Genomic DNA, 25,456 nt, shown 5'->3' with positions numbered 1-25,456 from the left:
CGCCGCGCTACGCGGGCACCGGCATGCCCGCGAACCAGCTTTCGCAATGGCGCAGCAGCGCGTTCGCGTCGGTGGCGGTACGGCCGCGCACCGCGATGTAGCCATCGGGACGCAGCAGGTAGAACGACGGCCTCGAACGGCCGTATACCTGCGCGAGCCCATCGTCGCCGTCGCTTTCGGCATCGGCGACGCGCCACGTTCGCACGGCACCTGGCATGATCCGCTCCAGCCCCTGCGCAAGCGCCTGCGCGTCCGCAGGCATCGGCGCTACATCGCCCGTGTCGCCCGTGTCGGCACTTGCCGGCTCCTCGAGCAGCAGCAGCGTAAAGCTCGCCGGGTCATGCAGGTCGTATAGTCTCGCGGTCCCGGGCGCCCGGCCGAGCGGCCCGTCGACGACGTGCACGAGCGCGTCGGGCGCACGCTCGCCCGCGCGCGGCCCGCCATCGAGCACGCGTTCGAGCGAGAGCGGGCTTTTCCGGTATTGCACGCCGAGCTCGCTGACAGTGCGACGCACCGCGTCGCGCACCGGCCCGAACGACGCCAGCAGCGGCACGACATGATCGCGCAGCAGCTTCATCGCGCCGTGGTCGGCTTCGACGATCTGCGTGATGAAGCCGGTCTGCCGCAATACGTCACGCTCGATCGGATGGCGCTCCGCGTGATACGTGTCGAGCAGCCGCTCCGGCGTGCCTGCGACGAGCACGCGCGCGAGCTTCCAGCCGAGATTGAACGCTTCCTGGATACCCGTGTTCATGCCCTGCGCGCCCGCCGGGCTGTGAACGTGCGCGGCGTCGCCCGCGAAGAACACGCGCCCGTGACGTAGCCGGTCGACCATCCGGCTATGCAGGCGGAAATACGCCGACCACGCGAGATCGCTCGGCGCGATCGACGCGCCGACGCGAGCGCGCACGATCGCCTCGCATTCGTCGAGCGTCGGGGTGGCCGGCGCATCGGGCGATGCGTCGCCGCCGGGCGGCCGATCGGCGACGAGCCGGTAGCGGCCGCCGCCCATCGGAAACAGCCCCGCGATGCCGTCCGGCGTCGTGAACAGGTGGATCTCCTCGTCCGGCCAGTCGGGTATCGCCGCGAAATCGGCAAGCAGGAAGGTCTGCTCGAACGCATGCCCGGCGAAGCCCAGGCCGAGCAGATGGCGCACCGTGCTGTGCGCGCCGTCGGCGGCGATCAGGTACGACGGTGCGAACGCCTCTTCACGACCGTCGGCGCCGCGGATCGTCACGTCGAGCGACGTACCGCCCGCGTCGCACGCGGTCAACGTGACGCCGCGTTCGACCGTCACACCGAACCCGGCCAGGTGCTCGGCGAGCAGCCGCTCGGTGATGCTCTGGTCGAGAAACAGCAAATACGGATAGCGCGTTTGCAGCGGATCGAAATCGAGCCGCGCGATCACGCGGCCGTCCGCGTGCAGTACGGCCGCATGCGCACGATGGCCCAACGCGAGAAATGGTTCGACCGCGCGATGCTGCTCCAGCAGTTCGAGCGTGCGCGCCTGGATGCCGATCGCGCGCGAATACGGTGCGGGCGCGGCGAGCCGGTCGATGATGCGCACCGGCACGCGGGCACGCGCGAGCGCCATCGCGGCGGCAAGGCCAGTCGGGCCCGCGCCGACGATCAGCACGGGCGGGATATCGAGCGGTGTGTCAGCCATGAGAACCTCGATGACACGCGATTGTGCAAGTCTACGCCGCTCCGCGTGACGGGGCCATATGCCAATCGGCCGATCTGGGGTACCCCCGCGCAGTGTGGGAAAATACGCGCTTTCCGTCAGTTTTCGCGTCATGGATTCTGCATTCGACCGAGCGTATGCCGCGCACCGCGCGGGCCACCTCGCCGAGGCCGAGCACGGCTATCGCACCGCACTCGCCACCAATCCCGCCGACGCCGACGCACTGCATCTGTTCGGCGTGCTGCGGCATCAGCAGGGCCAGCATGCCGAGGCGGCCGATCTCGTCGGGCGTGCGGTCGAGCTGCGCCCGAACGATGCCGCGCTGCAGCTCAATCTCGGCAACGCGCTGAAGGCGCTCGGCCGACTCGACGAAGCGATCGACCGCTTTCGCAACGCGCTGACGCTCGCGCCCGAATTTCCGCTCGCGCACTACAACCTCGGCAACGCGTATGCGGCGCTGCAGCGCCACGAGGATGCCGTCGATGCGTTCGGCCGCGCACTTCGGCTCACGCCCGACGACGCATCGATCCACAACAACCTCGGCAACGCGCTGAATGCCCTCGGCCGTCACGACGACGCGCTCGCCGCATTCCATCGCGCCCTCGAGCTGCGGCCCGGGCATGCCGGTGCGCACAACAATCTCGCGATGGCCCTGAACGCGATGGGCCGGGCCGACGACGCGATCGCGCACTTCCAGGCGGCGATCGCCGCGCAGCCCCGCTTCGTCGCCGCGCATTTCAATCTCGGCAACACGCTCGAGGCGGTCGGCCGTCACGGCGAAGCTGCCGCCGCATTCGAAGCCGCGCTCGCGCTGCACCCGCCGTTCCCACTCGCCCTTTTCGGGCTCGCGAACGCGCTGTGCGCGCAGGCACGCCAGCGCGAAGCGCTGCCCTACTACGAACGGGCGGTCGGCCTCGATCCGTCGTTCAGTCTCGCGTGGCTGAACCTCGGCAACGCACATCACGCACTCGGCGCGCACGAGATGGCGCTGCGCGCGTTCGACCAGGCGCTGCGCGTCGCTCCCGACCTCAAACTCGCGCACCTGCATCGCGCCGTCACGCTGCTTACGCTGGGCGACTTCACCCGCGGCCTGCCCGCATACGAAGCGCGTCACGACACGCCGGGCGCAACGCCGCTCGGCACGCTGCCGCGCTGGCAAGGCGAGCCGATTGCGTCGCGCACGCTGCTGATCCGCGCGGAACAGGGCTTCGGCGACACGCTGCAGTTCGTCCGCTTCGTGCCGCTCGCGCGCGCACGCTGCGCGCGCGTCGTGCTCGAAGTGCAGCCGGAACTCGTCGCGCTGCTCACGCCGGCCGCGGCACGCTGGCGCGTGACGCTCGTCGCACAGGGCGCCGCGAAGCCGCCGGCGGCGGACGTCGCGTGCACGCTGATGAGCCTGCCGTTCCTGCTCGGCCTGCAGCCAGCCGACATCGTCGCGGGCAAGCGTTACCTCGACGCGCCGGACAGCGCGCGCCGGCGCTTTCGCGGCTCGCTCGGTGGCCAGTCGAAGCGCAAGTTCGGTCTCGCGTGGTCAGGGCGCCGGCAAGCGCAGGAAAACCGCTCGATGCCGTTCGACGCGCTCGCACCGCTGCTCGCACTGCCGGACATCGACTGGGTCGTGCTGCAGCCGGCGCTCGACGAAGACGAACGGGCGCGCGTCGACGCGCATCCGCGCGTGCATCGCCTCGATGGGCGGCTGAACGACTTCGCCGATACGGCCGCGCTGATCGAACGACTCGACGGCGTCGTCACGATCGATACGGCGGTCGCGCACCTCGCGGGCGCACTCGGCAAGCCGCTGTGGATCATGCTGCCGTTCGCACCCGACTGGCGCTGGTTCACCGGCGACGACTGCCCCTGGTATCCGCACGCGAAGCTCGCCCGCCAGTCCGCACCGGGGCAATGGCTCGACGTGGCGGCGGCAGTCGCCGACGCGTTGCGCGACGCCTGAGTGGCCGAACGCAGAAAAAAAAGGAGCGCGGCGCGCTCCTTTTTTCGTTCGACGTGATGCGACGAAGGTGGTGTCAAGCCGCCTTGTACTGGTTGCGCGCCTCGGGCGTGCGATACAGCACGAGCGTCGCGATCAGCCCGCAAATCGCGGCGACGCTCAGCCACAGCCCCGGCGCCGCCTTGTTGCCGGTCTGGTGGATCAGCAACGTCGAGATCGCCGGCGTAAAACCGCCGATCGTCGTCGCGAGGCTGTACGCGAGCGAAAAGCCAGCCGTGCGCACGTCGGCCGGCATTACTTCGGTCAGCGCGACGACCATCGCGCCGTTGTACGAGCCGTACAGGAACGACAGCCACAGCTCGACCGCCAGCAGCCGCAGGAACGACGGATCGGCCACGAGCCACAGCACGGCCGGGTAGGCCGATAGCAGCGTGAGCACCGTGAACGCGATCAGCACCGGGCGGCGGCCGATGCGATCCGACAGCGCGCCGGACAGCGGCAGCCAGACGAGATTGGACAGGCCGACGCAGACGGTTACGACGAGTGCGTCGAGCGACGACAGGTGCAGCACTTCCTTGCCGAACGTCGGCGTGTAGGCCGTGATCATGTAGAACGACACCGTCGTCATGATCACCATTCCCATGCCGGCAATCACGACACCCCAGTTCTCGAGCATCGAACGCATGATCTCGCCCATCGTCGGACGATGACGCTTCGCAAGGAATTCGTCGGTCTCCTTCAGCGAACGACGGATCAGGAACAGGAACGGGACGATCAGACAGCCGATCAGGAACGGAATGCGCCAGCCCCACGCGGTCATGTCCTCGACTGGCAGCGCGCGGTTCAGCAGCACGCCGACGAACGCGGCGAACACGACCGCCACCTGCTGGCTGCCCGATTGCCACGACGTATAGAACCCCTTGTTACCCTTCGTCGCGATCTCCGACAGGTAGACCGACACGCCGCCGAGTTCGACGCCCGCGGAAAAGCCCTGCAGCAACCGGCCGAGCAGCACGAGCACCGGCGCGAGCACGCCGATCGTCGCATAGCCGGGTATCGCGGCCACCGTGAGCGTGCCGAGTGCCATCAGTCCGAGCGTCAGGATCAGCCCCTTGCGGCGGCCGTGGTGGTCGATGTACGCGCCGAGCACGATCGCGCCGACCGGGCGCATCAGGAAGCCCGCGCCGAACACCGATAGCGACAGCATCAGCGACGCGAACGCGTTGCCGCTCGGAAAATAGGTTTTCGCGATGGCCGACGCGTAATACCCGTAGACCATGAAGTCGTACATTTCCAGGAAGTTGCCGCTGACGACCCGGAACACGGTACGAACCTTCGATTCCTGCGCGACGGCGTGTGTTGCTGTGGACATGTTGTTCTCTCGGCTCGGATGGCGCGACATCGGCGCCGTGTGGATCCGACGATGCGTGTGGCACCGGACCGGCACGCACGAACATCGCTGCCAGCCGGAGGCACGCAGCCCAATGATGCACACGCCGGCATGGACGGCAAATGATGCCACGCGAAGCCGACAATTGCCTTGGGCCGGGCCCGCGATCACCGTCGCCGCGTTCGTCTGGTACGAATCGCCTCGAAACGCGTACTAAAAATCAGATTGATCTGATCGACCGGTCGCCGTCGACTGACCACAATTTCACAACTTGCCACGCTATTCGCGCCGCGGCCGGCATCGTTGCCTGTGTCGCATCGCGTACCGCCCTCATGATCCCAACGCTCCTCGTTTCCGTCGAAGGTCCGCTTGCCCGCCCTCGTGTCGCACCGCTCGACGGCGTGCCGCCGTTCGGCCGCGAATGGACGTTCAGCGGCGCGCCCGGCACCCGACTCGGCACGCGCTGCGCAGCCATCCTGAAGACCTCATGCATCGACGTCGGAGCACCGCATCGCGCGTGCCGCTGGCAATCGCCGCCCGCCACGCGCCCGGTGTCTGCCGGCGTACCGGACGTTGCGGCGCGCGCCGCCGGCCAGCACATCGAGCATGCCGCCGGTCGCGCTCATGACCGGCGTGCGCGGCACGCCGCCTGCTGGAGCATCGGCGCACTCGGCATCATCGGTTGGCTGATCGCCGCGCACGAGCCGTTACCGGGTTTCGCGCCTGCGCCCGCGACGCAGATCGTTGGCGTCGTGCCGGAGCATGCCGTGCAGTCCATGGGTGCCGTGCAAACGGCAGCGGTGGCGCCCGCCATGCCGACCGTCGCACCGGCGCAGCCCGTCGCAGCGCGGCCGTTTGCGACGCCTTCCACTGGCGCGCCCGTCACACGCGGCGCGACGACCCATCCAGCGCCGCGACGCTCCGAGATGACACCGAACGTTCAGCGCGTCGCCATCGCAGCGCCGCCGACGCCGCATCGACCGGCCCACAGGCGCACGACAACGGCACGCGTGCACGCACCTTCCGCGCCGCGACTCACCGCGCGCCCATCGGTCACGCGCCACGCGTCGCGCACGCCGACGCCCGATCGCGTCGGTTCGCCTGCGCCTCCCGGAGCCCCGCTCGATCCGCTCGACGACCCGCTCACGCTTATCGCGATGGTGAACGCGCTGCACCCCGATCGCGCGGCACCGGCGGCCGACGCGCCCGGCGCCGGTTTCGACTGGACAGCACAACTGTCCCACCGCCGCCTGACCGACGGACCGGATACGCTCATCCGCTGACACGCGCCCAACAAAAAACCCGGCGAAGCAGGCTTCGCCGGGTTTTCGTTTGTCCGTCCGTCGGTCGATCGCACCGAATCGTCACTTGTGCGCGGGCAACCCCGTTTCCGACTGCCGCTCGAGTTGCCGCACCTGCTCCTGCAGATCACGCAACTGCACCTGCGCGGCCCGCTTCTCGATCTGCAGCGCCCGCGTCTGCTCCTGCGCCGCCTTCTGCCGCTGCGCCACCGCGGCCTGCTGGCCGCGCGCGACGTTCAGATCGGCCTGCAGTTGCTGCGCGCGATTCGCCTGCAGCGCGATCACGCGTTCGAGGAACGTCTTCTGCGCCTCGAGTTCGGTGCGACGAATTTCGACGTTCGCGAGCTGCACCGTCTGCTGGACGAAGTTCGCGTACACCATCTCCGCACGACTTTTCTCCTGCGACCTGATCACGCGCCACAGATGCTTGTCCTGAAACAGCGCGACGTAATACGTCATCTCGCGCGGATCGAACATCAGGCTTGCGCCATAGCTGCCGTTGTAGGTGGTGCGCATCTCGACGATTCGTCCGTCATGCAGCATCTGCGTGAGTTCGGCGACGTTGCCTTGCGCGGTGGCATCCGTGGCGGATGCCGCGGATGCCGGTGCCGCAGTCGCGACATCGCCGCTCAGGCTCGTCACCGCGGGGCGCGTGCCCGCGACGGGCGCGGTCGCGTCGGACCACGCTGCGCCCGCGTGCGCGCAGGCGGCCAGCGCAACGATCCACGTTGCGCATCGTGCAGGGGAAAAATCTCGGAAGACCAACGTCAGACTCCGGCGAACGAATCGGGAGTCGCGATTATCGTTCAAAACGAAACGGCCGCATCTCGAATTTATCGGGATGCGGCCAGCCTTCCTGCGCGGCGATACAAGAGCGGCTTACAGGCGGGTATCGCGAGCCGCTCGCAGGAACGCATCGAGCAGCGGCGTGCAGTCGAGCAACTCGGCGCCGCCAGCACGATGAAACTCCGGGTGCCATTGCACGCCGACGACGAACGGTGCACGCCGGTAGCGAATGCCTTCGATGATCCCGTCACCGGCCGACACGGCCTCGATGTTCAGATCGCGGCCGAGATCGCGGATCGCCTGATGGTGAATCGAGTTCACGATCGCTTCGCTGCGCCCGGGGAACATGCTCGCGAGCGTCGACGAGTCGGGGAAGCGGATGGCGTGGCGATGCTGGTCGTAATGCTCGCTCACGTGCGCATTCGCGGTCGGCACGTCCGTCGCGATGTCCTGGTACAGCGACCCGCCGAACGCGACGTTGATCAGCTGGCAGCCGCGGCACACGCCGAGCACCGGCTTGCCGGACTCGACGAACTCGTGAAACAGCTCGAGCTCGTACATGTCGCGCACGCGGTCGCCCGGCCATTCGGGGCGCGCATCCGACGCCGCGTAGGTTTGCGGCGACACGTCGGCGCCGCCTTGCAGCAGCAGGCCGTCGAGATGCTTCGCGTAGTCGCGCAGGCGGATGTTGCTCGGATGCAGCATGCCCTGGTGACCGACGGTCGGGATCATGAACACGAGCACGTCGCGCGACATCACCCAGTGCGCGATCGATTCCTCGAGATACTGCAGTGTCTTGCCGCGCAGTCCCTTCGCGCCCGGCTCCGGATGGAAGATCCGCGCCGACACGCCGATGCGCAGCGTACGCTGCGTGATCCGCTGGCCGGCGCGATCGAAGATCCGGCGTGCGCGTGCCGCGATGATCCGCCCGAACACCGACCACGGCGTGTCGCTTTGCTTCAGGTATGCCGGCGGCGCGTTCTGCGCGCTCGCGGGCGGCGGACGCGGCGTGTCGAAATCGGGCTGCGCGCCGAAACCGGGCGGCGCGGCACCGGGTTTCGGCGGCACTGCAGCGCCTTCGGCTGCAGCACCTGTCGTGCCTGCGGCGCCCGGCTCGGACGCCGCAGTGACCGGCGACGCACCGTCCGCCGCGACGACTTGCGCAGCGGCAGCCTGCGTCGCAGACGCCTCCGGCGTGTGCGCCGGCCTGGAACGGGGGAAATCGGTAGAAGCGGAAGAGGTGCCGGGCAGACCGGCCGGGGAAGGCGTGATTTCGCTCATGACGATGGTCTGGTACGTCGCTCGCGCGTGGTGGATTGACGAGGATTCATTATGCTTCAGTGCACGATCGCGCGGTAAACGAGCAACATCCTGTCGATATTGTTGCAACTCGTCGCATCCGCCGCCAGGCGTGTCACCGAACTCATTCGACGATATCGATCGTCGCCCGGGCACACTGGACATCAGTGATATATCACAATAATATTCACGAATCGCCCACGCTACCGATCGCCCGCGCCATGATCGCGCCCTGCCCGGCCACCGCGCCGCCGCCCGCATGAACGCCCTGACCGACGTCCTCCACGACCGGCCCGCCGCATCGGCCGTCAGCCTCGCCGACCGCGCGTACGCGCTGATTCAGCGCGACATCATCACGATGCGCCTCAAGCCCGGCGCCGCGCTCAACGAAGCCGACCTCGTCGCCCGCACCGGCATCGGCCGCACGCCCGTCCATCAGGCCGTCCACCGGCTGGTGCTCGAAGGGCTGCTGTCCGTGATGCCGCGCAAGGGGTTGATGGTGCAGCCGCTGTCGCTCGACGACATCGTCGCGGTGATCGACGTGCGCCGCATCAACGAAGCGCATTGCGTCGAACTCGCCGCCCGCCATGCGACGCCCGACGATCTCGCGCGCATGGCCGCGCTGCTCGACGACGGGCAGGCCTGCGTCGACGCGCACGACGTCGAGGGCATGATGGAGCTCGACCGCGCGTTTCATCAGGCGATCGCCGCCGCGGCACGCAACACCGTGCTCGCGGAGATCCTGCGCGCGCTGCACGAACGCTCGCTGCGCTTCTGGTTCGTCACGCTGTCCGAGCCGCACCACCTGTCCGACGTCCAGCGCGAACACCTCGAATTGTTCGAACGGCTGTCCGCGCGCGATGCCGCCGGCGCGCGCACGGCCGTCGAACGCCATATCGATTCGTTTCGCGCCACTCTTGTCCAACGTCTTCGCCCCTGAACCGCCCATGACCACCTTCACGCCCTTCCCTCCGCTCGCCCAGCTCGCCGCCGACCTCGCCGCCGGCCGGACCACGAGCCGCGCGCTCGTCGACGTCGCGCTCGACCGGATCGCCGATCCGTCCGGCCAGGGTGCCGCCGTGTTTACGGAAGTCGACGCCGACAACGCGCGCGCGGCCGCCGATGCCCACGACCGCCTGCGTGCCGCGGGCACCGTGCTGTCGCCGCTCGCGGGCATCCCCGTGTCGGTCAAGGATCTGTTCGATGTCGCGGGCCAGGTGACGCGCGCCGGCTCGCGCGTGCTCGATGGCGCACCGCCCGCCAAGGCCGACGCGGTCGCCGTCGCGCGACTCAAGCGCGCGGGCGCGGTGCTGGTCGGCCGCACCAACATGAGCGAGTTCGCGTTCTCGGGGCTCGGCCTGAATCCGCACTTCGGCACGCCGCGCTCACCATACCGCCGCGACGTGCCGGGCGACGCGCGGATTGCCGGCGGCTCGTCGTCCGGCGCGGCCGCGTCCGTCGCCGACGGGATGGCGGCCGTCGCGCTCGGCACCGACACCGGCGGCTCGATCCGCATTCCGGCCGCACTGTGCGGGCTCACGGGCTTCAAGCCGACCGCGAGCCGGATCCCGACGCAAGGCGGCGTGCCGCTGTCGACCACGCTCGACTCGTTCGGCCCGATCGGCCTGACGGTCGCCTGTTGCGCGCTCGTCGACCGCATGCTCGCGGGCCTCGAGCCGCACGTACCGGCCGCGCGGCCGCTCGAAGGCGTGCGGCTCGGCGTGCTGACCAACTATGTGACGGACGGCGTCGATGCCGATGTCGCCGCCGCGCTCGACGCCTCGCTGAAGCACCTCGAAGCCGCCGGCGCGATCGTCACGGAAGTGCGCTTTTCCGCGCTCGACCGGTTGCCGGACATCAACCGCTTCGGCTTCTCGCCGATCGAGGCATACGCGTGGCATCGCCCGCTGCTCGCGCAGCACCGCGACCAATACGACCCGCGCGTGCTTTCGCGGATCCTGAAGGGCGAGCCGGCGAGCGCGGCCGACTATCTCGACCTGCTCGCCGCCCGCCAGGCGATGCTGGAGGAAGCGGCGCACACGGTCTGGTCGCGCTTCGACGCGCTCGTCGCGCCGACGGTGCCCGTCGTGCCGCCGCGCATCGCCGAACTCGAAGCGGACGACGCTGCCTTTACGCGCACCAACGCGCTGATCCTTCGCAACCCGAGCGCGTTCAACTTCCTCGACGCCTGCGCGCTGTCGCTGCCGTGCCATCCGCGCGACACGGCGCCGGTCGGCCTGATGCTCGCGGCCGCGCCGCATCGCGACGACGCGCTGCTCGCGATCGGCCAGGCGGTCGAAGCCGTGCTGAACACGATCCGGTGACCGCACGGACGCAATGACGGCGGAAGATGCCCCGGACGAAGTGGCTGCGGCGGGGTGCCGCATGCGCGCTGTCAGTTTCGTGCCAGATCGTTCGCGCTAAAATCGCGCGATTGTTTATCGGACCGACCAACGACAGGAATCCCGCCGACATGAACGACTCCACGCTCGCACTCCGCCGTGAACGCCGCCTGCTGATGCTGCTCGGATGGGTGTGCATCGCCCTGCTGGCCGGCGCGCTTTATCTGCAGTACGTGAAGAACGAAGATCCGTGCCCGCTGTGCATCATCCAGCGCTACTTCTTCGCGGCGATCGGGATCTTCGCGTTCCTGGCGGCCGGGATGCGCAACTGGCGCGGCATCTGGGTGCTCGAGCTGCTGATCGCGATCGCCGCGGCCGGCGGCGTCGGCACCGCCGCGCGGCACCTTTCGATCCAGATGAATCCGGGCTTCAGCTGCGGCTTCGACACGTTGCAGCCGATCGTCGACAGCCTGCCGCCCGCCCAGTGGTTCCCCGGCATGTTCAAGGTCGCCGGCCTGTGCGAGACCGTCTACCCGCCGATCTTCGGCATCCTGCTGCCCGGCTGGGCGCTGATCGGCTTCGCCGCGATCCTGATTCCCGTCGCCTCGAGCCTCTGGCGCCATCGCCGCAAGCTGGCAGGCTGACCGGACGCGCCACGTTCCGGCCGACCGGTCGAGGCCGCGCAGGCGCTTCGCGCTGCTCACCCGGCTGCACCGGCGCAGCCCCACGCGGCCGCACATGCCGGCCGCGCGTAAACACCTACCCCGCCGCAACCCGGATTTCAGGGCGAACGCACCTCACGCGACAGCCGCGCGCACGCCCCGCCGCGCATGCGTTTCGGCCCGATGCCCGTGCATCGGCGCCCCGATCCCGCACGGCGGGCCTATGATCGACATGATCGCCGTCTGATAGCCCGGATCACCGCCCGGCAATGTTTCCGCCGCCTTGCGGTGCTATCTTCGCGACTGGATGGCGATCTACGTGCGCGAGGCCAGTTGCCTCACCTCCTGCGTAACGCGCGCCCGATCCGCAATGTCGACTGGATTCATCATGACAACGCAAACCATCCGCATCCGTCACCCTCATGGCGTCCGCACGTCCCGCGGCGTCGTTCACGCGCGCCTTCGGCGCACGGCCACCGCACCGAATTCGCAGTCGGGCAGCCGGCCCGCGTCGCTTTCGTCCGCCCTCGTTGCCGCGGCGCCCGCCACCCCGCGCCGCGCGTCGCGCCGCGTCGTCCCGACCGGAGCGTGCTGATGGAAGCCTGGCTCGGCGAACTGCAGCAGTTGCTCGCGCACGGCGAAGCGGCCGTGCTGGTGACGGTGGCGCGCACCGACGGCTCCGCGCCGCGCGAGGCCGGCACCAAGATGCTCGTCACGCGCGACACGGCCCGCCATACGATCGGCGGCGGTCATCTGGAATGGAAGGCGATCGAGATCGCGCGGCACCTGCTGAAGGACGGCGCGCACGTGCCCCACGCACGCCGGCTCGAACGGCTCGCGCTCGGCCCGAGCCTCGGCCAGTGCTGCGGCGGCGCGGTCGTGCTCGCGTTCGAGCGGCTCGACGTCGGCGACCTCGGCTGGATCATGTCGCTCGCCAAGCGCGTCGCGGCGGGCGCCGCAACCGTGCGTAGCGTATCATTCGGCCCCTCGCCGGGCGCGCCGCTGCTGAGCGAGCCCGAATCGCCCGCGGCGCGCGCCGATTGCCTGCTGTGGGAAACCGGTGGCGTGTCGCTGATGACCGAAACGATCGCGCCGTATGCGTTCCCCGTCGTGCTGTTCGGCGCGGGACACATCGGCACCGCGCTCGTGAAGGTGCTGGCGACGCTGCCGTGCCACGTGCACTGGATCGACGGGCCCGACGCGGTGTTCCCGCCGGCCGACGCCCTCGCCGGGATCGGCAATCTCGCGATCGACGCGGTGGCCAGCCCGGCCGATGCCGTCGATACGGCACCGCCGCATGCGTACTTCGTCGTGATGACGCACGACCACGCACTCGATTTCGTGCTGGCCGAGCGCATCCTGCGGCGCGGCGACTATGCATACTTCGGGATGACCGGCTCGCGCACCAAGCGCGTGCAGTTCGATCACCGGCTGGCGGCGATCGGCATCGACCCGGCCCAGGTCGCGCGGATGCGCTGCCCGATCGGCGTCGAAGGCATCATCGACAAGGCGCCCGAAGTGATCGCGATCTCGGTGGCCGCGCAGTTGCTGCAGGCCGTCGAGGCGAACGCACCCGCCCAGGCTTCCCCTACATTCTGACCGACCAAGAACAACGCCATGACCCCGACCTTCAAGGACAAGATTGCCCGCGCCCCGAAAGCGGAGCTGCACATCCATATCGAAGGCTCGCTCGAGCCCGAACTGATTTTCGCGCTCGCGCAGCGCAACGGCGTGAAGCTCGCGTACGAGTCGATCGACGCGCTGCGCGCCGCGTATGCGTTCACCGATCTGCAGTCGTTCCTCGACATCTATTACGCCGGCGCGAGCGTGCTGCTGACCGAGCAGGATTTCTACGACATGACGGCCGCATACTGCGAACGCGCACTCGCCGACAACGTCGTCCACACCGAGCTGTTCTTCGACCCGCAGACGCACACCGAACGCGGCGTGCCGATCGAGACGGTCGTTGCCGGCATCGACCGCGCGCTCGCCGATGCCGAGCAGCGCGGGCTGTCGAGCAAGCTGATCCTGTGCTTCCTGCGCCACCTGTCCGAAGACGATGCGCTCGCGACGTTCGAATCCGCGTTGCCGCTGTTCGAACGCTATCGCCACCGGCTGATCGGCGTCGGTCTCGATTCGTCCGAGCTGGGCCATCCGCCGACGAAGTTCGCGCGCGTGTTCGAGAAGGCGCGTGCGCTCGGGCTGAAGCTCGTCGCACATGCGGGCGAGGAAGGCCCGCCCGCCTACATCTACGAAGCGCTCGACGTGCTGAAGGTCGACCGGATCGACCACGGCGTGCGCAGCATCGAGGACGCAGCGCTCGTCGAACGCCTCGCGCGCACGCGCACGGCGCTGACCGTGTGCCCGCTGTCGAACCTGAAGCTGTGCGTGTTCGACGACATGGCGAAGCACACGCTGAAGGCACTGCTCGATCGCGGCGTCGCGGTGACGATCAACTCCGACGATCCGGCCTATTTCGGCGGCTACGTGAACGACAACTACTTCGCGACGGTTGACGGGCTGCAGCTGACGGACGCCGAAGTGCACACCGTGATCCGCAACGGCTTCGAGGCGTCGTTCGTCGACGCCGCGCAGCGCGATGCGCTGATCGCGCGTCTCGATTCGTACTGGCAGGCCGCGTGACGGCTGGCATCGAGGTTCGCTAGACAGATGAAACACATCGACGGCATCCGCTTCGTGGCGACCGGTTTGGCCCTGCGCCACGTCGGCCGCGTGCGTGCACCGCGCACGCACGCGCGCGTCGCGCCAGTCGCCCGCGTGGCGACGGCGTTGTGCGGCGTCGCGCGCCGAAGCCTGTCGTTGCGGCTCGTCATGCAGCTCGCCGCCGCGCCGGTCGCTAATGCCACCGCGATCGCCTTCCGCCGCGCCCCGGCCTTCGCGCTTCGCCGCATTGCGCATGCCCGAGCAGCGCCCGCCATGCCGTCGCCCGCGCGGCGCCGACCGTTTTCTTCTGTTCGCCTTACCTTGATGCAGGACCATTCGTCATGACGCAAACCGCTTTCCGTTCCCAACTGCTCACCTTCAACGGCGACCCGGCGCAGTCGAGCCAGGCCGCGAACCACGAGACCGACGGTCTCCTGATCGTCGACGACGGCAAGGTCGTCGCGACCGGCCCGTATGCGCAGCTCGCCGCGACGCTCGCGCGCGACGCGGTCGTCCACGACCTGCGCGACAAGCTGATCGTGCCCGGCTTCATCGACACGCACATCCACTATCCGCAGACGGACATGATCGCGTCGCCGGCGCCCGGCCTGCTGCCTTGGCTCGACAAGTACACGTTCCCGACCGAGCGCCAGTTCGGCGATCGGGAACATGCGCGCGAAGTCGCCGACTTCTTCGTCGACGAACTGCTCGCCTGCGGCACGACGAGCGCGCTCGTCTACTGCACCGTGCACAAGCAATCGGCCGACGCGCTGTTCGCGGCGAGCGACGCGCGCGACCTGCGGATGATCGCGGGCAAGGTGCTGATGGACCGCAACTGCCCCGAGTTCCTGCGCGACACAGCGCAATCGGGCTATGACGACAGCGCCGAGCTGATCGGCCGCTGGCACGGCAAGGGCCGCCAGATGTACGCGCTCACGCCGCGCTTCGCGCCGACATCCACCGAGGCGCAGCTCGAGGCATGCGGCGAACTCGCGCGCCGCCATCCGGACGTGTTCGTGCAGAGTCACGTCGCGGAAAACGTGGATGAAGTGAAATGGGTGGCCGAGCTGTTCCCCGGCCACCGCAGTTATCTCGACATCTACGACCGTTACGGGCTGCTGCGCCCGCGCGCGGTGTACGGCCACTGCATCCACCTCGACGACGAGGACCGCCGCCGGATGGCCGAGACGCGCACCGTCGTCGCGCACTGCCCGACGTCGAACTTCTTCCTCGGCAGCGGGTTGTTCGACTTCGACAAGGCCGGCGAATTCGACGTGCCCGTCACGCTCGCCACCGACGTCGGCGGCGGCACGTCGTTCTCGATGCTGCAGACGATGAACGAGGCGCACAAGGTCGCGCGGCTGTCGGGCCACCACCTGACGGCGACGCGGATGTTCTGGCTCGCGACGGCCGGCGCCGCCCAGGCGCTCGATCTCGTCGATACGGTCGGCACGCTCGCGCCGCGCACCGAGGCCGATTTCGTCGTGCTCGACCCGCAGGCCACGCCGCTGCTCGCACGCCGCACGAAACGCGCGGAGTCGCTGGAAGAACTGCTGTTCGCGTTCGCGCTGCTCGGCGACGACCGTGCGGTGTACCGCACCTATGCGGCCGGCCAACTCGTGCACGAGCGCGGTGCCGCGCGCCGCACCGCCGCCGCGTAACTGACGCGCGCTTGCCCATGCCTGCCCCGGCGTGCGTCGCGAGGCAGGCCGGAGCAACCGGATTCGCACCGCGCGCGCCGCACGCCGTGCTAGAATTCGCCGCTCATTGGGGAGTAGCCGCTCCGCTCGATGTCCCGCGCCAACGGCGCGCATCGTGACGGAGGCGTCCGTCAACAGACTTGGCCTTTCGGCCATGGCGGACGCAGCCACCAAGGCCTGGCGAGACCGATGGTTCACTGCGCGCCGCATCAGGGCCCGGCGCGCGGCGGATCGTCGCTCGCACGCACAACACCGGCCCGTGGAACCCCATACGTGTCTCAAGCCTTCCTGATCTCCACCGGCGCCGTCGCCCTCGCTGAAATCGGCGACAAGACCCAACTGCTGTCTCTCGTGCTGGCCGCGCGCTACCGCAAGCCCGTGCCGATCATTCTTGGCGTGCTCGTCGCGACGCTCGTGAACCACGGTTTCGCCGGTGCGCTCGGCGAATGGCTCGGCGCGCTCGTCACGCCATCGATCATGCGCTGGGCGCTCGCGTTCTCGTTCATCGCGATGGGGCTGTGGATCCTCGTACCGGACAAGCTCGATGCGGACGAAGCCAATGCCAACCGCTCGCGGCTCGGCGTGTTCGGCGCGACGCTCGTCGCGTTCTTCCTCGCGGAAATGGGTGACAAGACGCAGATCGCGACCGTCGCGCTCGCCGCGCGCTTCCAGGATTACATCGGCGTGGTGGCCGGCACGACCTTCGGGATGATGCTGGCGAACGTGCCCGCGATCCTGCTGGGCGACCGTTTCGCGTACCGCCTGCCGACGAAGCTCGTGCATGGCATCGCGGCCGTGCTGTTCGTCGTGCTCGGCGCGCTGGCGCTGCTGGGCGTCGGGGCCTGACGCACGCAGCAAGTGGCGCGACCGGGCGGCCGCGCCGGTGTCGATACCGCGCTACTTCGCGACCGCCGCGCCCGATGCCGGCACGGCCGGCACCGCACGCTCGTTGGCGGCCGGTGCGGCCGGCCCGCCGCGCTTGTCGACGGGCAGCCGCACCGTGCGGATCGCACCGTTCGCCAACGGGAAATCGGTGAGCGCGCTGCGCGCGAGGAACGGCATCGCATACAGCAGCGCCCCGTTGTCGCCGGTGGTGCGCGCGGTCACGTTGTAGACTTCCTTGCCGGTCGCGCGCTCGGTGATCCGGATGCCGAGCGTGTAGTCGAAGACCTGGTAGGTCTGCGCGACGTAGCCTGCCGGCATCGGCCCCCAGGGCCCCCACGGGCCCCACGGCCCGCCCCGCCAGTACGGCCCCGGCCCCATCAACCACGGGTCGTAGTAAACCGGTTGCGGCACCGTCACCAGATCGCTGCCGACCCCGTAGGCCAGCCCGACCAGATAGCGGGCCTGCGCGGCCGGCACCTGCCTGAATGCATACGCGGACAGTTCGTTCGCGACGATCGGCTCGTAGGTCGACTGCTCGATGCTGTGCTTCTGCGCATCCGTGCGTGTGAAGGCATAAGTGCGTGTCGCGTCGCTGCCGCTCCAGTCGGAGAATGCCGTGACCTGCGTCGTCACGTAGCTGGTGCAGCCCGTCAGCAGCGTCATGCACAGCACCGCCGCCCAGCCCGCACCGCGAAAAATCCAATCGTGTTTCATGTCGATCCTCGTCGATCCGTCACCCGTGCGTCGCAACGCGCGAACCGCACGGGATGCCGATAATACGCGGACTCCCGGAACCGGTAAAAAGTTCGCCCGGCACGCAGCCGCCAGCCTTTGTACAATGACCCGGTTCGCCCGGCCCGCGTCGCGGGCCCGATCCCCATTCCACCGATCTCGACGACCATGTCCGACAACGCCTCTTCCACCGTGATCCGCCGCGCCGACTACACGCCGCCGGCCTTCCTCATCGATTCCGTCGCGCTCGAATTCGATCTCGCGCCGGCCCGCACGATCGTCAGGAATACGATGCGCGTGCGCCGCAATCCGGACGCGGCGCCCACCCCGCATCTGGAGCTGCTGGGCGAAGCGCTCGAATTCCTCGGCGCGCAGCTCGATGGCGCGCCGTACGGCGCGGTGCGCGCGCACGAGCACGGGCTGACCGTCGAAAACGTGCCTGATGCGTTCGAGCTCACGCTCGACAGCGCGTGCGCGCCGGACCAGAACACGACGCTGTCCGGCCTGTACGTGTCGAGCGGCAACTTCTTCACGCAGTGCGAGGCCGAAGGCTTTCGCCGCATCACCTACTTCCTCGACCGCCCCGACGTGATGGCGTCGTATACGGTCACGCTGCGCGCCGACAAGACGGCGTATCCGATGCTGCTGTCGAACGGCAATCTCGTCGACTCGGGCGAGCTGCCCGACGGCCGCCACTTCGCGAAATGGGAAGACCCGTTCCGCAAGCCGAGCTATCTCTTCGCGCTGGTCGCGGGCAAGCTCGTCGCGATCGAGGAGAAAATCACAACCGGCTCGGGCAAGGAAAAACTGCTGCAGGTGTGGGTCGAGCCGGCTGACCTCGACAAGACCCGTCATGCGATGGATTCGCTGATCCACTCGATCCGCTGGGACGAAAAGCGCTTCGGCCTCGAGCTCGATCTCGACCGCTTCATGATCGTCGCGGTCGGCGACTTCAACATGGGCGCAATGGAGAACAAGGGGCTCAACATCTTCAACACGAAGTACGTGCTGGCGAACCCCGAGACCGCGACCGACACCGACTTCGCGAACATCGAATCGGTGGTCGGCCACGAGTATTTCCACAACTGGACCGGCAACCGCGTGACCTGCCGAGACTGGTTCCAGCTGAGCCTGAAGGAAGGGCTGACGGTGTTCCGCGACCAGGAATTCTCGGCCGACATGGCCGCGGGCGACGACGTCGCATCCGCGGCCCGCGCGGTCAAGCGCATCGAGGACGTGCGCGTGCTGCGTCAGCTGCAGTTCGCCGAGGACGCGGGCCCGATGGCGCACCCGGTGCGCCCGGAAAGCTACGTCGAGATCAACAACTTCTACACGATGACCGTCTACGAGAAAGGCTCGGAAGTCGTGCGGATGTACCAGACGCTGTTCGGCCGCGACGGCTTCCGCAAGGGGATGGACCTGTACTTCAAGCGCCACGACGGTCATGCCGTGACGTGCGACGACTTCCGTCACGCGATGGCCGACGCGAACGGGCGCGACCTCGCGCAGTTCGAGCGCTGGTACAGCCAGGCCGGCACGCCGCGCGTGTCGGTGAAGGCCGCCTACGACCCCGCCACGCGCCGTTACACGCTCACGCTCGCGCAGGGCTACGGCGATGCGTCGCCGGCCGCGCGCGAAACGCAGCAAGGGCCGCTCCTGATCCCGTTCGCGATCGGCCTGATCGGCCGCGACGGCCGCGACCTGCCGCTGCGTCTCGACGGCGAAGCCACGGCGGCAGGCACGACGCGCGTGCTCGACTTCACCGATACCGAGCAGACCTTCACGTTCGTCGACGTGCCGGAACAACCGCTGCCGTCGCTGCTGCGCAATTTTTCGGCACCGGTGATCGTCGAGTACGACTACAGCGACGACGACCTCGCATTCCTGCTCGCGCACGACAGCGACCCGTTCAACCGCTGGGAGGCCGGCCAGCGCCTCGCGACGCGTGCGCTGCTGACGCTCGCCGCGCGTGCCGCCGCAAAAGAGCCGCTCACGCTCGGCGAGAATTTCGTCGCCGCGTTCCGCCGCGTGCTGACCGATGAAAACCTGTCGCCCGCGTTCCGCGAACTCGCGCTGACGCTGCCGTCGGAAACCTATCTGGCCGACCAGATGGCGGAAGCCGATCCGGCCGCCGTGCATCGCGCGCGCCAGTTCGTGCGCCGCCAGCTCGCGACCGCGCTGCGCGCCGAGTGGCTCGCCGCGTACACGCAGCACGAGACGCCGGGCGCGTACGAGCCGACGCCCGACGCATCCGGCCGCCGTGCGCTGAAGAACCTCGCGCTCGCGTATCTCGCCGAACTCGAGGATCCGGCCGACGCCGTGCGCATCGCGACCGCGCAGTACGACGCGGCGAACAACATGACCGATCGTGCCGCCGCGCTCGGCGCGCTGCTGTCCGCTGCGGCATCGGGCGCGAACGACGCGGCCGCGCGCGCGCTCGACGACTTCTACCGTCGCTTCGAGAAGGAAGCGCTCGTGATCGACAAGTGGTTCGCGATGCAGGCCGCGCAGCGCGGCACGGCCGCGCAGCCGACGCTCGCGAAGGTCCGCACGCTGATGGCCCACCCGGCGTTCAACCTGAAGAACCCGAACCGCGCACGCTCGCTGATCTTCAGCTTCTGCGCGGCGAATCCGGCGCAATTCCACGCGGCGGACGGCTCGGGCTACGCGTTCTGGGCCGAACAGGTGCTCGCGCTCGACGCGATCAACCCGCAGGTCGCCGCGCGCCTCGCCCGCTCGCTGGAACTGTGGCGCCGCTTCACGCCGGCGCTGCGCGACCGGATGCGCGATGCGCTCGAGCAGGTCGCCGCCGGCGCGAAATCGCGCGACGTGCGCGAGATCGTCGAAAAGGCACTTGCGTAACGTCACGCACGCGATTCGCCTCGCGTGCGACGAAGCCGGCGCCGCCCCGTTGCGGCGCCGGCTTTTTTGTCGTCTGAAAGTTGGCGGGGTCGGAGCCAGACCACGCGTTCGTGGCGCCCGGTTTTCCCGCCGCTTCCGCGCCGATCCGCCGCGTCACGCACGCCGGAACCCGGCCGAGTCAGCCGACCGACCATGTAACCGGACGAAAAAAGGCGGCGGGTCGGGAGGCGCGCCGGGTAAAATTGCGGCAATTCAAGGATTCTTTGGCCTTTCGGAGTCTGTCATGTCCATTGCCCGCCGCACCACGCTGTCCAAGTTCCTGATCGAGCAGCAGCGTGAGACCAACAACCTCCCCGCCGACCTCCGCCTGCTGATCGAAGTGGTCGCCCGCGCGTGCAAGGCGATCAGCTACAACGTGTCGAAGGGCGCGCTCGGCGATGCACTCGGTACCGCCGGCAGCGAGAACGTCCAGGGCGAAGTGCAGAAGAAGCTCGACATCCTGTCGAACGAAATCCTGCTCGACGCGAACGAATGGGGCGGCAACCTCGCCGCGATGGCGTCGGAAGAAATGGAAACGTTCTTCCCGATCCCCGCGAACTACCCGCGCGGCGAATACCTGCTCGTGTTCGACCCGCTCGACGGCTCGTCGAACATCGACGTGAACGTGTCGATCGGCACGATCTTCTCGGTGCTGCGTTGCCCGGACGGCAAGCAGGCCACCGAGGAATCGTTCCTGCAGCCGGGCACGGAGCAGGTCGCGGCCGGCTACGCGGTGTATGGCCCGCAATCGGTGTTCGTGCTGACGACCGGCAACGGCGTGAACTGCTTCACGCTCGACCGCGAAGTCGGCTCGTGGGTGCTCACGCAAAGCAACATGCAGATCCCGGCCGATACGCGCGAATACGCGATCAACGCATCGAACGCACGCCACTGGTACGAACCGGTCCAGCGCTACGTCAGCGAGCTGAACGCCGGCAAGGAAGGCCCGCGCGGCGACAACTTCAACATGCGCTGGATCGCGTCGATGGTGGCCGACGTGCACCGGATCCTGAACCGCGGCGGCATCTTCATGTACCCGGCCGACAAGCGTACGCCCGATCGTCCGGGCAAGCTGCGCCTGATGTACGAAGCGAACCCGATGTCGTTCATCGTCGAACAGGCCGGCGGCGCCGCGACGACCGGCACGCAGCGCATCATGGAAGTGCAGCCGACCGGCCTGCACCAGCGCGTCCCGGTGTTCCTCGGTTCGAAGAACGAAGTCGAGCGCGTGACCGGCTATCACAACGAAGGCGAAGGCAAATAAATTTGCACTGCAGCACTAGACGGAGGTGCGAGACGCCAGTACAATCGCGCCTTCGCGATGTGGCCCTGACAGGCTGCATCGCAGTGAAGTGAAAGCGGGAAGTCCGCCGGATCGATGGTTTCGCGAAACAGCAGCAGCAAGCTGAAAAAATTTCGCAAAACCTATTGCCAAGATCTCGGATTTGACCATATAATTTCATTTCTCTGCTGCCGGTGTAGCTCAGTTGGTAGAGCAGCGCATTCGTAATGCGAAGGTCGTAGGTTCGACTCCTATCTCCGGCACCAAGATATAAAGGCCTGATAAGCATCGCTTATCAGGCCTTTTCTCTTTTGCGGCCACGATTTCCGATACACGAAGTCCTGCACCACCCGCCGCATCATTTCCGCTTGCGGGCATCCCCCGACTCCCGCACCGCGCGCCGCCGATTACAATCGCCGGATCACCTGGCCCTCCCCCCCCTCCGCATCATGCGCATCTGGCGCCTCGAGCGACCGAACCTCGGCGGGCAACTGGACGTGTCCCGCGCAACTGGTCTCGTTACCGTGATCGGCGGCAGCGAGCCGAATGCGTTCGCCGCGGAAATCCTGAAGCTGTTCGACGATGCGCTGTCCGTCACGCAGTGCACGATCTTCGCGTACGAATTCGGCAACCGTCCACGCACCATCTCGGTCGCCGATCATCGCGGCGGCCGCTACCTGCGTGACGTCGCCGACACCTACGCGCGGCATTTCTATGCACTGGACGGCAACCAGAAGATCGTCTCGGCCGCCGGTCGCGGCACGCACCGCCACGACGTGGTGCTGCATCAGCAGGCCGGCGACGAGATCTGCCACGACGCATATCGCGCGGCCTGCTACCGCGGCCCCGACGTGTCCGAACGCGTCGCGTTGCTGATGCAGCCGAACGACTCGACCTGGCTGTCGATCAACTTGTATCGCGCGCGTCGCAGCGGCGCGTTCCAGCCACGCGAGATCGCGGCCATCGAAACGCTCGCACCGCTGATTGCGCAGGCCGCGCGGCATCACTATGCGCTCGCCGGCGCGGCGCAGATCGGCATCCCGCAACTGATGCTCGCGCGGCTGCGCGGCGCATGCCCGGCACTGTCCAAGCGCGAACTCGACGTGCTGCGCGGTGTGCTCGAAGGCCAGACCGCGCAGGAGATCGGTGAGACGATCGGCGTGAAGGCCTCCAGCGTCGTCACCTACCAGAAACGCGCGTACCGACGCCTCGGCATCTCGAGCCAGCGCCAGCTGTTCGCGCTGTGCCTGCAGCCCTGAACGTCGACTGCCGATCCTGAGCGCGTCGGGGTAAGTCCCGGCCCGCCGCCGGCCGAGCGCTGTACCCGGAATGGGGACAGCGGTGTTCGGTACGGCTTCCATACTGCATCCAGCCTGCCGCACGCATCGCGTCGTCGAGCGTGCGCATTCAAACAGTGCAACCTGGAAGCCAACGATGGGCATCGAATTCAAGCCATATCCGTTCGTCGCCGCGCGCCATCCCGCGCACCTGCCGACCTGCAGCGACGGCGTCGACATGCAGCGGCACCGCGTCGCGATCGTCGGCGGCGGGCCGGTCGGCCTCGCGGTCGCGCTCGGCCTCGCCAATCACGGCATCCGCAGCGTGCTGCTCGAAGCCGACGATTCGGTCTGTCACGGCAGCCGCGCGATCTGCATCTCGCGACGCAGCCTCGAGATCATCGAGCGGCTCGGCGCACTCGACGGTTTCCTCAGCGTCGGACTGCCGTGGAGCGGCGGACGCAGCTTCCATCGTCACGAAGAAGTGCTGCATTTCACGATGCCGCAGGACGAAAACCAGAAGCTGCCGCCGATGGTGAACCTCGCGCAGTATCACATCGAGCAGTTCCTGCTCGATGCCGCGCTGCGCCGCCCCGAGCTCATCGAAATCCGCTGGCAGACGAAGGTCGCCGGCGTCACGCGGCGCCCGGACGGGGTGCGTCTCGACGTCGATACGCCACTCGGCGGATACGCACTCGATGCCGACTGGGCCGTGGCGAGCGACGGCGGGCGCAGCACGATGCGCGATGCGCTCGGCCTGTCGCTCCAGGGCACCAGCTACGAAGGCCGTTACGTGATCGTCGACATCGCGCTCGACAGCGATCGGCCGACCGAGCGGCTCGCCTACTTCGACCCGGCGTCGAACCCGGGCTCGACCGTGCTCGTCCACAAACAGCCCGACAACGTGTGGCGGATCGACTACCAGCTGCGCGACGATGAGGATCCCGAAGCGGCTGTCAAACCCGAAAACGTGATCCCGCGTGTGCAGAGCCTGCTCGACATGATGGGCGAGCGCGGCGACTGGTCGCCGATCTGGATCACGATCTACAAGGCGAACGCGCTGACGCTCGAACGCTACCGGCACGGCCGCGTGCTGTTCTGCGGCGACGCCGCGCACCTCGTGCCGATCTTCGGCGTGCGCGGCGCGAACTCGGGCATCGACGACGCCGACAATGTCGCTTGGAAACTGGCGTACGTGATTCGCGGGCTCGCGTCGGACGCACTGCTCGACAGCTATTCGGACGAGCGCGTGTTCGCAACGTACGAGAACCTGCGCTACGGCACCAAGAGCACCGAGTTCATGGCGCCGCCGTCGTTTGCGTTCGACCTGATGCGCAAGGCCGTGCTGACGCTCGCGGTCCGGCATCCGGCGTTGCGTTCGCTGATCAATCCGCGTCAGACATCGGCCATCGCTTACACGGCGTCGCCGCTCAATGCGGACGAACGCGATGCGTTCTCGGCTGGGCCGGCGCCCGGCATGGTACTCGCCGAATGCCCGCTGATGCTGCAGACGTCGAGCGACATCGGCAACGACAACGGCGCGCGTCGCGGCCACCTGACCGATCTCGTCGGCTCGCGCTTCACCGCGTTCCGCTTTACACGCGACGGTGCGCCCGATCCGTCGTTCGTCGATCTCGAACGACGCCTGCACGACACCGGCATCCCGTTCGCGCTCGTCACGCTCGCGCGGCATGCGGCACCGCAACACCCAGGAGGCGGCGGCTACGATGTCGACGGCCGGCTGTTCAACCTGTACGGCGCGCGCGACGGCACCGTCTATCTCGTGCGTCCGGACGGACACGTGCTCGGCCGCTGGCACGATGCGCGCACCACCGACCTGAGCGCCGCACTCGAACGCGCACTTCACCCGCACACGTCAGCCGATCCTCAGGAGAACGCATGATGACCGACACCGAACGCGACGTCCTCTACACCAACCTGTGCCGCACGATGACCCGCATCGGCGAAACCGACGCGTCGCTCTTTCTCGCCCGCTTCGCGCTGCTGGCGATCGAGGCGATCGGCGACGCGGCGACCATCACCCGCCTGATCGCGGACGCCGGCGACGGCCTGCCCGACACGGGTGCACCGGCGGCGACGCATGGACGATGTGACGCATGACGCACCGATTGCGTACCACCATCCATTTCTTACAGATTCATTTCGTAGGCAGACGAATCCCCTGGAAAATCCCGATAAGGGTGCATAACATTACTTAACGATTCCGACCCGTCTATCGCGTTACATTGCGTGGGCGGCACGGCGGGTCGCATGCCGCCTTCATGCAGCTTGCGGCGAAACAGCCGACGTCCGGTCATTTCGACTCAACACTAGGAGAGGATCACCATGACTCATGGCTTGATTATGTGGCTCATCATCGGCGCGATCGCCGGCTGGCTGGCGGGCCTGCTCGTCAAGGGCGGCGGGTTCGGCCTGATCGTCGATATCATCGTCGGGATCGTCGGCGCGGTGATCGGCGGCTGGCTGGCCGGGGTGCTCGGCATCAGCCTCGGCAGCGGCTTCATCGGCTCGGTGATCGTCGCGGTCATCGGCGCCGTGATCCTGCTGTTCGTGATCCGCCTGTTCAGGCGCGCGGCCTGACG

At 68.1% G+C, this 25,456-nt stretch carries 21 protein-coding genes, 1 tRNA gene and 1 riboswitch; of the genes, 17 read left to right on the top strand and 5 right to left on the bottom strand.

Going from position 1 to position 25,456, the window contains the following annotated elements; genetic code table 11:
* Positions 1 to 7: 7 nt before the first annotated feature.
* Positions 8 to 1,666, bottom strand: a complete 1,659-nt coding sequence (locus tag DIE08_RS26320; RefSeq protein ID WP_124904409.1) for an FAD-dependent monooxygenase — start codon at positions 1,664 to 1,666, stop codon at positions 8 to 10.
* Positions 1,667 to 1,796: 130 nt separating this feature from the next.
* Between DIE08_RS26320 and DIE08_RS26315 the strand changes: the two genes are divergently transcribed.
* Positions 1,797 to 3,635, top strand: coding sequence for a tetratricopeptide repeat protein (locus DIE08_RS26315; RefSeq protein WP_409360408.1), 1,839 nt, complete (start codon positions 1,797 to 1,799; stop codon positions 3,633 to 3,635).
* Positions 3,636 to 3,708: 73 nt separating this feature from the next.
* Here the strand turns inward: DIE08_RS26315 and DIE08_RS26310 are convergent, their stop codons facing one another.
* A complete protein-coding gene (locus DIE08_RS26310) occupies positions 3,709 to 5,004 on the bottom strand; it encodes an MFS transporter (RefSeq protein WP_124623434.1) in 1,296 nt (431 codons plus the stop codon).
* Positions 5,005 to 5,144: 140 nt separating this feature from the next.
* Between DIE08_RS26310 and DIE08_RS26305 the strand changes: the two genes are divergently transcribed.
* Positions 5,145 to 6,305, top strand: coding sequence for a hypothetical protein (locus DIE08_RS26305; RefSeq protein WP_260436567.1), 1,161 nt, complete (start codon positions 5,145 to 5,147; stop codon positions 6,303 to 6,305).
* An 81-nt stretch (positions 6,306 to 6,386) separates the two neighbouring features.
* On the opposite strand, the gene DIE08_RS26300 is transcribed toward DIE08_RS26305, so the two are convergent.
* Both DIE08_RS26300 and DIE08_RS26295 read right to left on the bottom strand, forming a co-directional pair.
* Entirely contained in the window at positions 6,387 to 7,088 is a 702-nt protein-coding gene (locus tag DIE08_RS26300) for a DUF2968 domain-containing protein (RefSeq protein WP_124904405.1), read from the bottom strand.
* A gap of 114 nt (positions 7,089 to 7,202) precedes the next feature.
* On the bottom strand, positions 7,203 to 8,390 hold the full coding sequence (locus DIE08_RS26295) for a gamma-glutamyl-gamma-aminobutyrate hydrolase family protein (protein WP_124904403.1): 1,188 nt from the start codon (positions 8,388 to 8,390) through the stop codon (positions 7,203 to 7,205).
* 277 nt (positions 8,391 to 8,667) lie between these two features.
* Between DIE08_RS26295 and DIE08_RS26290 the strand changes: the two genes are divergently transcribed.
* From DIE08_RS26290 to DIE08_RS26245, 8 genes are all read left to right on the top strand, one after another.
* Complete coding sequence (locus DIE08_RS26290) at positions 8,668 to 9,348, top strand: GntR family transcriptional regulator (protein ID WP_059598990.1); 681 nt, start codon at positions 8,668 to 8,670, stop codon at positions 9,346 to 9,348.
* Positions 9,349 to 9,355: 7 nt separating this feature from the next.
* Complete coding sequence (locus tag DIE08_RS26285; RefSeq protein ID WP_059598989.1) at positions 9,356 to 10,732, top strand: amidase; 1,377 nt, start codon at positions 9,356 to 9,358, stop codon at positions 10,730 to 10,732.
* A gap of 149 nt (positions 10,733 to 10,881) precedes the next feature.
* Positions 10,882 to 11,394, top strand: coding sequence for a disulfide bond formation protein B (locus DIE08_RS26280; protein WP_059598988.1), 513 nt, complete (start codon positions 10,882 to 10,884; stop codon positions 11,392 to 11,394).
* Between the two features lie 612 nt (positions 11,395 to 12,006).
* Positions 12,007 to 13,011: a xanthine dehydrogenase accessory protein XdhC gene (gene xdhC / locus DIE08_RS26270; protein WP_124904399.1), complete on the top strand. Its 1,005-nt coding sequence runs from the start codon at positions 12,007 to 12,009 to the stop codon at positions 13,009 to 13,011.
* Between the two features lie 18 nt (positions 13,012 to 13,029).
* Positions 13,030 to 14,055: an adenosine deaminase gene (locus tag DIE08_RS26265; RefSeq protein ID WP_059598985.1), complete on the top strand. Its 1,026-nt coding sequence runs from the start codon at positions 13,030 to 13,032 to the stop codon at positions 14,053 to 14,055.
* Positions 14,056 to 14,082: 27 nt separating this feature from the next.
* Positions 14,083 to 14,421 (top strand): hypothetical protein, encoded by a 339-nt coding sequence (locus DIE08_RS26260; RefSeq protein WP_124904397.1) that lies wholly within the window; start codon positions 14,083 to 14,085, stop codon positions 14,419 to 14,421.
* A complete protein-coding gene (gene guaD / locus DIE08_RS26255; protein WP_124904395.1) occupies positions 14,418 to 15,737 on the top strand; it encodes a guanine deaminase in 1,320 nt (439 codons plus the stop codon). Before DIE08_RS26260 ends, guaD begins: the two co-directional genes overlap by 4 nt.
* A 96-nt stretch (positions 15,738 to 15,833) precedes the next feature.
* Positions 15,834 to 15,971, top strand: a riboswitch (yybP-ykoY riboswitch).
* A 78-nt stretch (positions 15,972 to 16,049) separates the two neighbouring features.
* Positions 16,050 to 16,622 (top strand): TMEM165/GDT1 family protein, encoded by a 573-nt coding sequence (locus DIE08_RS26245; protein WP_124904393.1) that lies wholly within the window; start codon positions 16,050 to 16,052, stop codon positions 16,620 to 16,622.
* A 51-nt stretch (positions 16,623 to 16,673) separates the two neighbouring features.
* On the opposite strand, the gene DIE08_RS26240 is transcribed toward DIE08_RS26245, so the two are convergent.
* Positions 16,674 to 17,375 carry a DUF4136 domain-containing protein gene (locus tag DIE08_RS26240; RefSeq protein WP_124904391.1) on the bottom strand — a complete coding sequence of 234 codons (702 nt, stop codon included), beginning with the start codon at positions 17,373 to 17,375 and terminating at the stop codon, positions 16,674 to 16,676.
* Between the two features lie 186 nt (positions 17,376 to 17,561).
* Between DIE08_RS26240 and pepN the strand changes: the two genes are divergently transcribed.
* The 7 genes from pepN (at position 17,562) to DIE08_RS26200 (ending at position 25,454) form a co-directional block, all read left to right on the top strand.
* Positions 17,562 to 20,255, top strand: coding sequence for an aminopeptidase N (pepN, locus tag DIE08_RS26230; protein ID WP_124904387.1), 2,694 nt, complete (start codon positions 17,562 to 17,564; stop codon positions 20,253 to 20,255).
* A 283-nt stretch (positions 20,256 to 20,538) separates the two neighbouring features.
* A complete protein-coding gene (locus DIE08_RS26225; RefSeq protein ID WP_059598981.1) occupies positions 20,539 to 21,558 on the top strand; it encodes a class 1 fructose-bisphosphatase in 1,020 nt (339 codons plus the stop codon).
* A gap of 208 nt (positions 21,559 to 21,766) precedes the next feature.
* A tRNA-Thr gene (locus DIE08_RS26220) sits at positions 21,767 to 21,842 on the top strand.
* Between the two features lie 183 nt (positions 21,843 to 22,025).
* Positions 22,026 to 22,835, top strand: coding sequence for a LuxR C-terminal-related transcriptional regulator (locus DIE08_RS26215; RefSeq protein ID WP_124904385.1), 810 nt, complete (start codon positions 22,026 to 22,028; stop codon positions 22,833 to 22,835).
* 175 nt (positions 22,836 to 23,010) lie between these two features.
* A complete protein-coding gene (locus DIE08_RS26210) occupies positions 23,011 to 24,756 on the top strand; it encodes an FAD-dependent oxidoreductase (RefSeq protein ID WP_124904383.1) in 1,746 nt (581 codons plus the stop codon).
* Complete coding sequence (locus tag DIE08_RS26205; protein ID WP_124904381.1) at positions 24,753 to 24,974, top strand: hypothetical protein; 222 nt, start codon at positions 24,753 to 24,755, stop codon at positions 24,972 to 24,974. Before DIE08_RS26210 ends, DIE08_RS26205 begins: the two co-directional genes overlap by 4 nt.
* Before the next feature lie 225 nt (positions 24,975 to 25,199).
* Positions 25,200 to 25,454, top strand: a complete 255-nt coding sequence (locus DIE08_RS26200) for a GlsB/YeaQ/YmgE family stress response membrane protein (RefSeq protein WP_059530096.1) — start codon at positions 25,200 to 25,202, stop codon at positions 25,452 to 25,454.
* The last annotated feature ends 2 nt before the right edge of the window (positions 25,455 to 25,456 follow it).

Source organism: Burkholderia sp. Bp9004, from assembly GCF_003858025.1.
Lineage (GTDB): Bacteria > Pseudomonadota > Gammaproteobacteria > Burkholderiales > Burkholderiaceae > Burkholderia > Burkholderia diffusa.
This window is presented reverse-complemented; position numbering and strand designations above follow the sequence as displayed.

Excerpts from the sequence above, each read along its gene's own strand:
- DIE08_RS26290 (WP_059598990.1), top strand. The coding sequence starts at position 8,668 with ATGAACGCCCTGACCGACGTCCTCCACGACCGGCCCGCCGCATCGGCC.
- xdhC (WP_124904399.1), top strand. The coding sequence starts at position 12,007 with ATGGAAGCCTGGCTCGGCGAACTGCAGCAGTTGCTCGCGCACGGCGAA.
- DIE08_RS26260 (WP_124904397.1), top strand. The coding sequence starts at position 14,083 with ATGAAACACATCGACGGCATCCGCTTCGTGGCGACCGGTTTGGCCCTG.
- DIE08_RS26210 (WP_124904383.1), top strand. The coding sequence starts at position 23,011 with ATGGGCATCGAATTCAAGCCATATCCGTTCGTCGCCGCGCGCCATCCC.
- DIE08_RS26305 (WP_260436567.1), top strand. The coding sequence starts at position 5,145 with ATGATGCCACGCGAAGCCGACAATTGCCTTGGGCCGGGCCCGCGATCA.
- DIE08_RS26315 (WP_409360408.1), top strand. The coding sequence starts at position 1,797 with ATGGATTCTGCATTCGACCGAGCGTATGCCGCGCACCGCGCGGGCCAC.
- DIE08_RS26205 (WP_124904381.1), top strand. The coding sequence starts at position 24,753 with ATGATGACCGACACCGAACGCGACGTCCTCTACACCAACCTGTGCCGC.
- DIE08_RS26295 (WP_124904403.1), bottom strand. The coding sequence starts at position 8,390 with ATGAGCGAAATCACGCCTTCCCCGGCCGGTCTGCCCGGCACCTCTTCC.
- guaD (WP_124904395.1), top strand. The coding sequence starts at position 14,418 with ATGACGCAAACCGCTTTCCGTTCCCAACTGCTCACCTTCAACGGCGAC.
- DIE08_RS26265 (WP_059598985.1), top strand. The coding sequence starts at position 13,030 with ATGACCCCGACCTTCAAGGACAAGATTGCCCGCGCCCCGAAAGCGGAG.
- DIE08_RS26215 (WP_124904385.1), top strand. The coding sequence starts at position 22,026 with ATGCGCATCTGGCGCCTCGAGCGACCGAACCTCGGCGGGCAACTGGAC.
- pepN (WP_124904387.1), top strand. The coding sequence starts at position 17,562 with ATGTCCGACAACGCCTCTTCCACCGTGATCCGCCGCGCCGACTACACG.
- DIE08_RS26225 (WP_059598981.1), top strand. The coding sequence starts at position 20,539 with ATGTCCATTGCCCGCCGCACCACGCTGTCCAAGTTCCTGATCGAGCAG.
- DIE08_RS26200 (WP_059530096.1), top strand. The coding sequence starts at position 25,200 with ATGACTCATGGCTTGATTATGTGGCTCATCATCGGCGCGATCGCCGGC.
- DIE08_RS26280 (WP_059598988.1), top strand. The coding sequence starts at position 10,882 with ATGAACGACTCCACGCTCGCACTCCGCCGTGAACGCCGCCTGCTGATG.
- DIE08_RS26285 (WP_059598989.1), top strand. The coding sequence starts at position 9,356 with ATGACCACCTTCACGCCCTTCCCTCCGCTCGCCCAGCTCGCCGCCGAC.
- DIE08_RS26320 (WP_124904409.1), bottom strand. The coding sequence starts at position 1,666 with ATGGCTGACACACCGCTCGATATCCCGCCCGTGCTGATCGTCGGCGCG.
- DIE08_RS26310 (WP_124623434.1), bottom strand. The coding sequence starts at position 5,004 with ATGTCCACAGCAACACACGCCGTCGCGCAGGAATCGAAGGTTCGTACC.
- DIE08_RS26240 (WP_124904391.1), bottom strand. The coding sequence starts at position 17,375 with ATGAAACACGATTGGATTTTTCGCGGTGCGGGCTGGGCGGCGGTGCTG.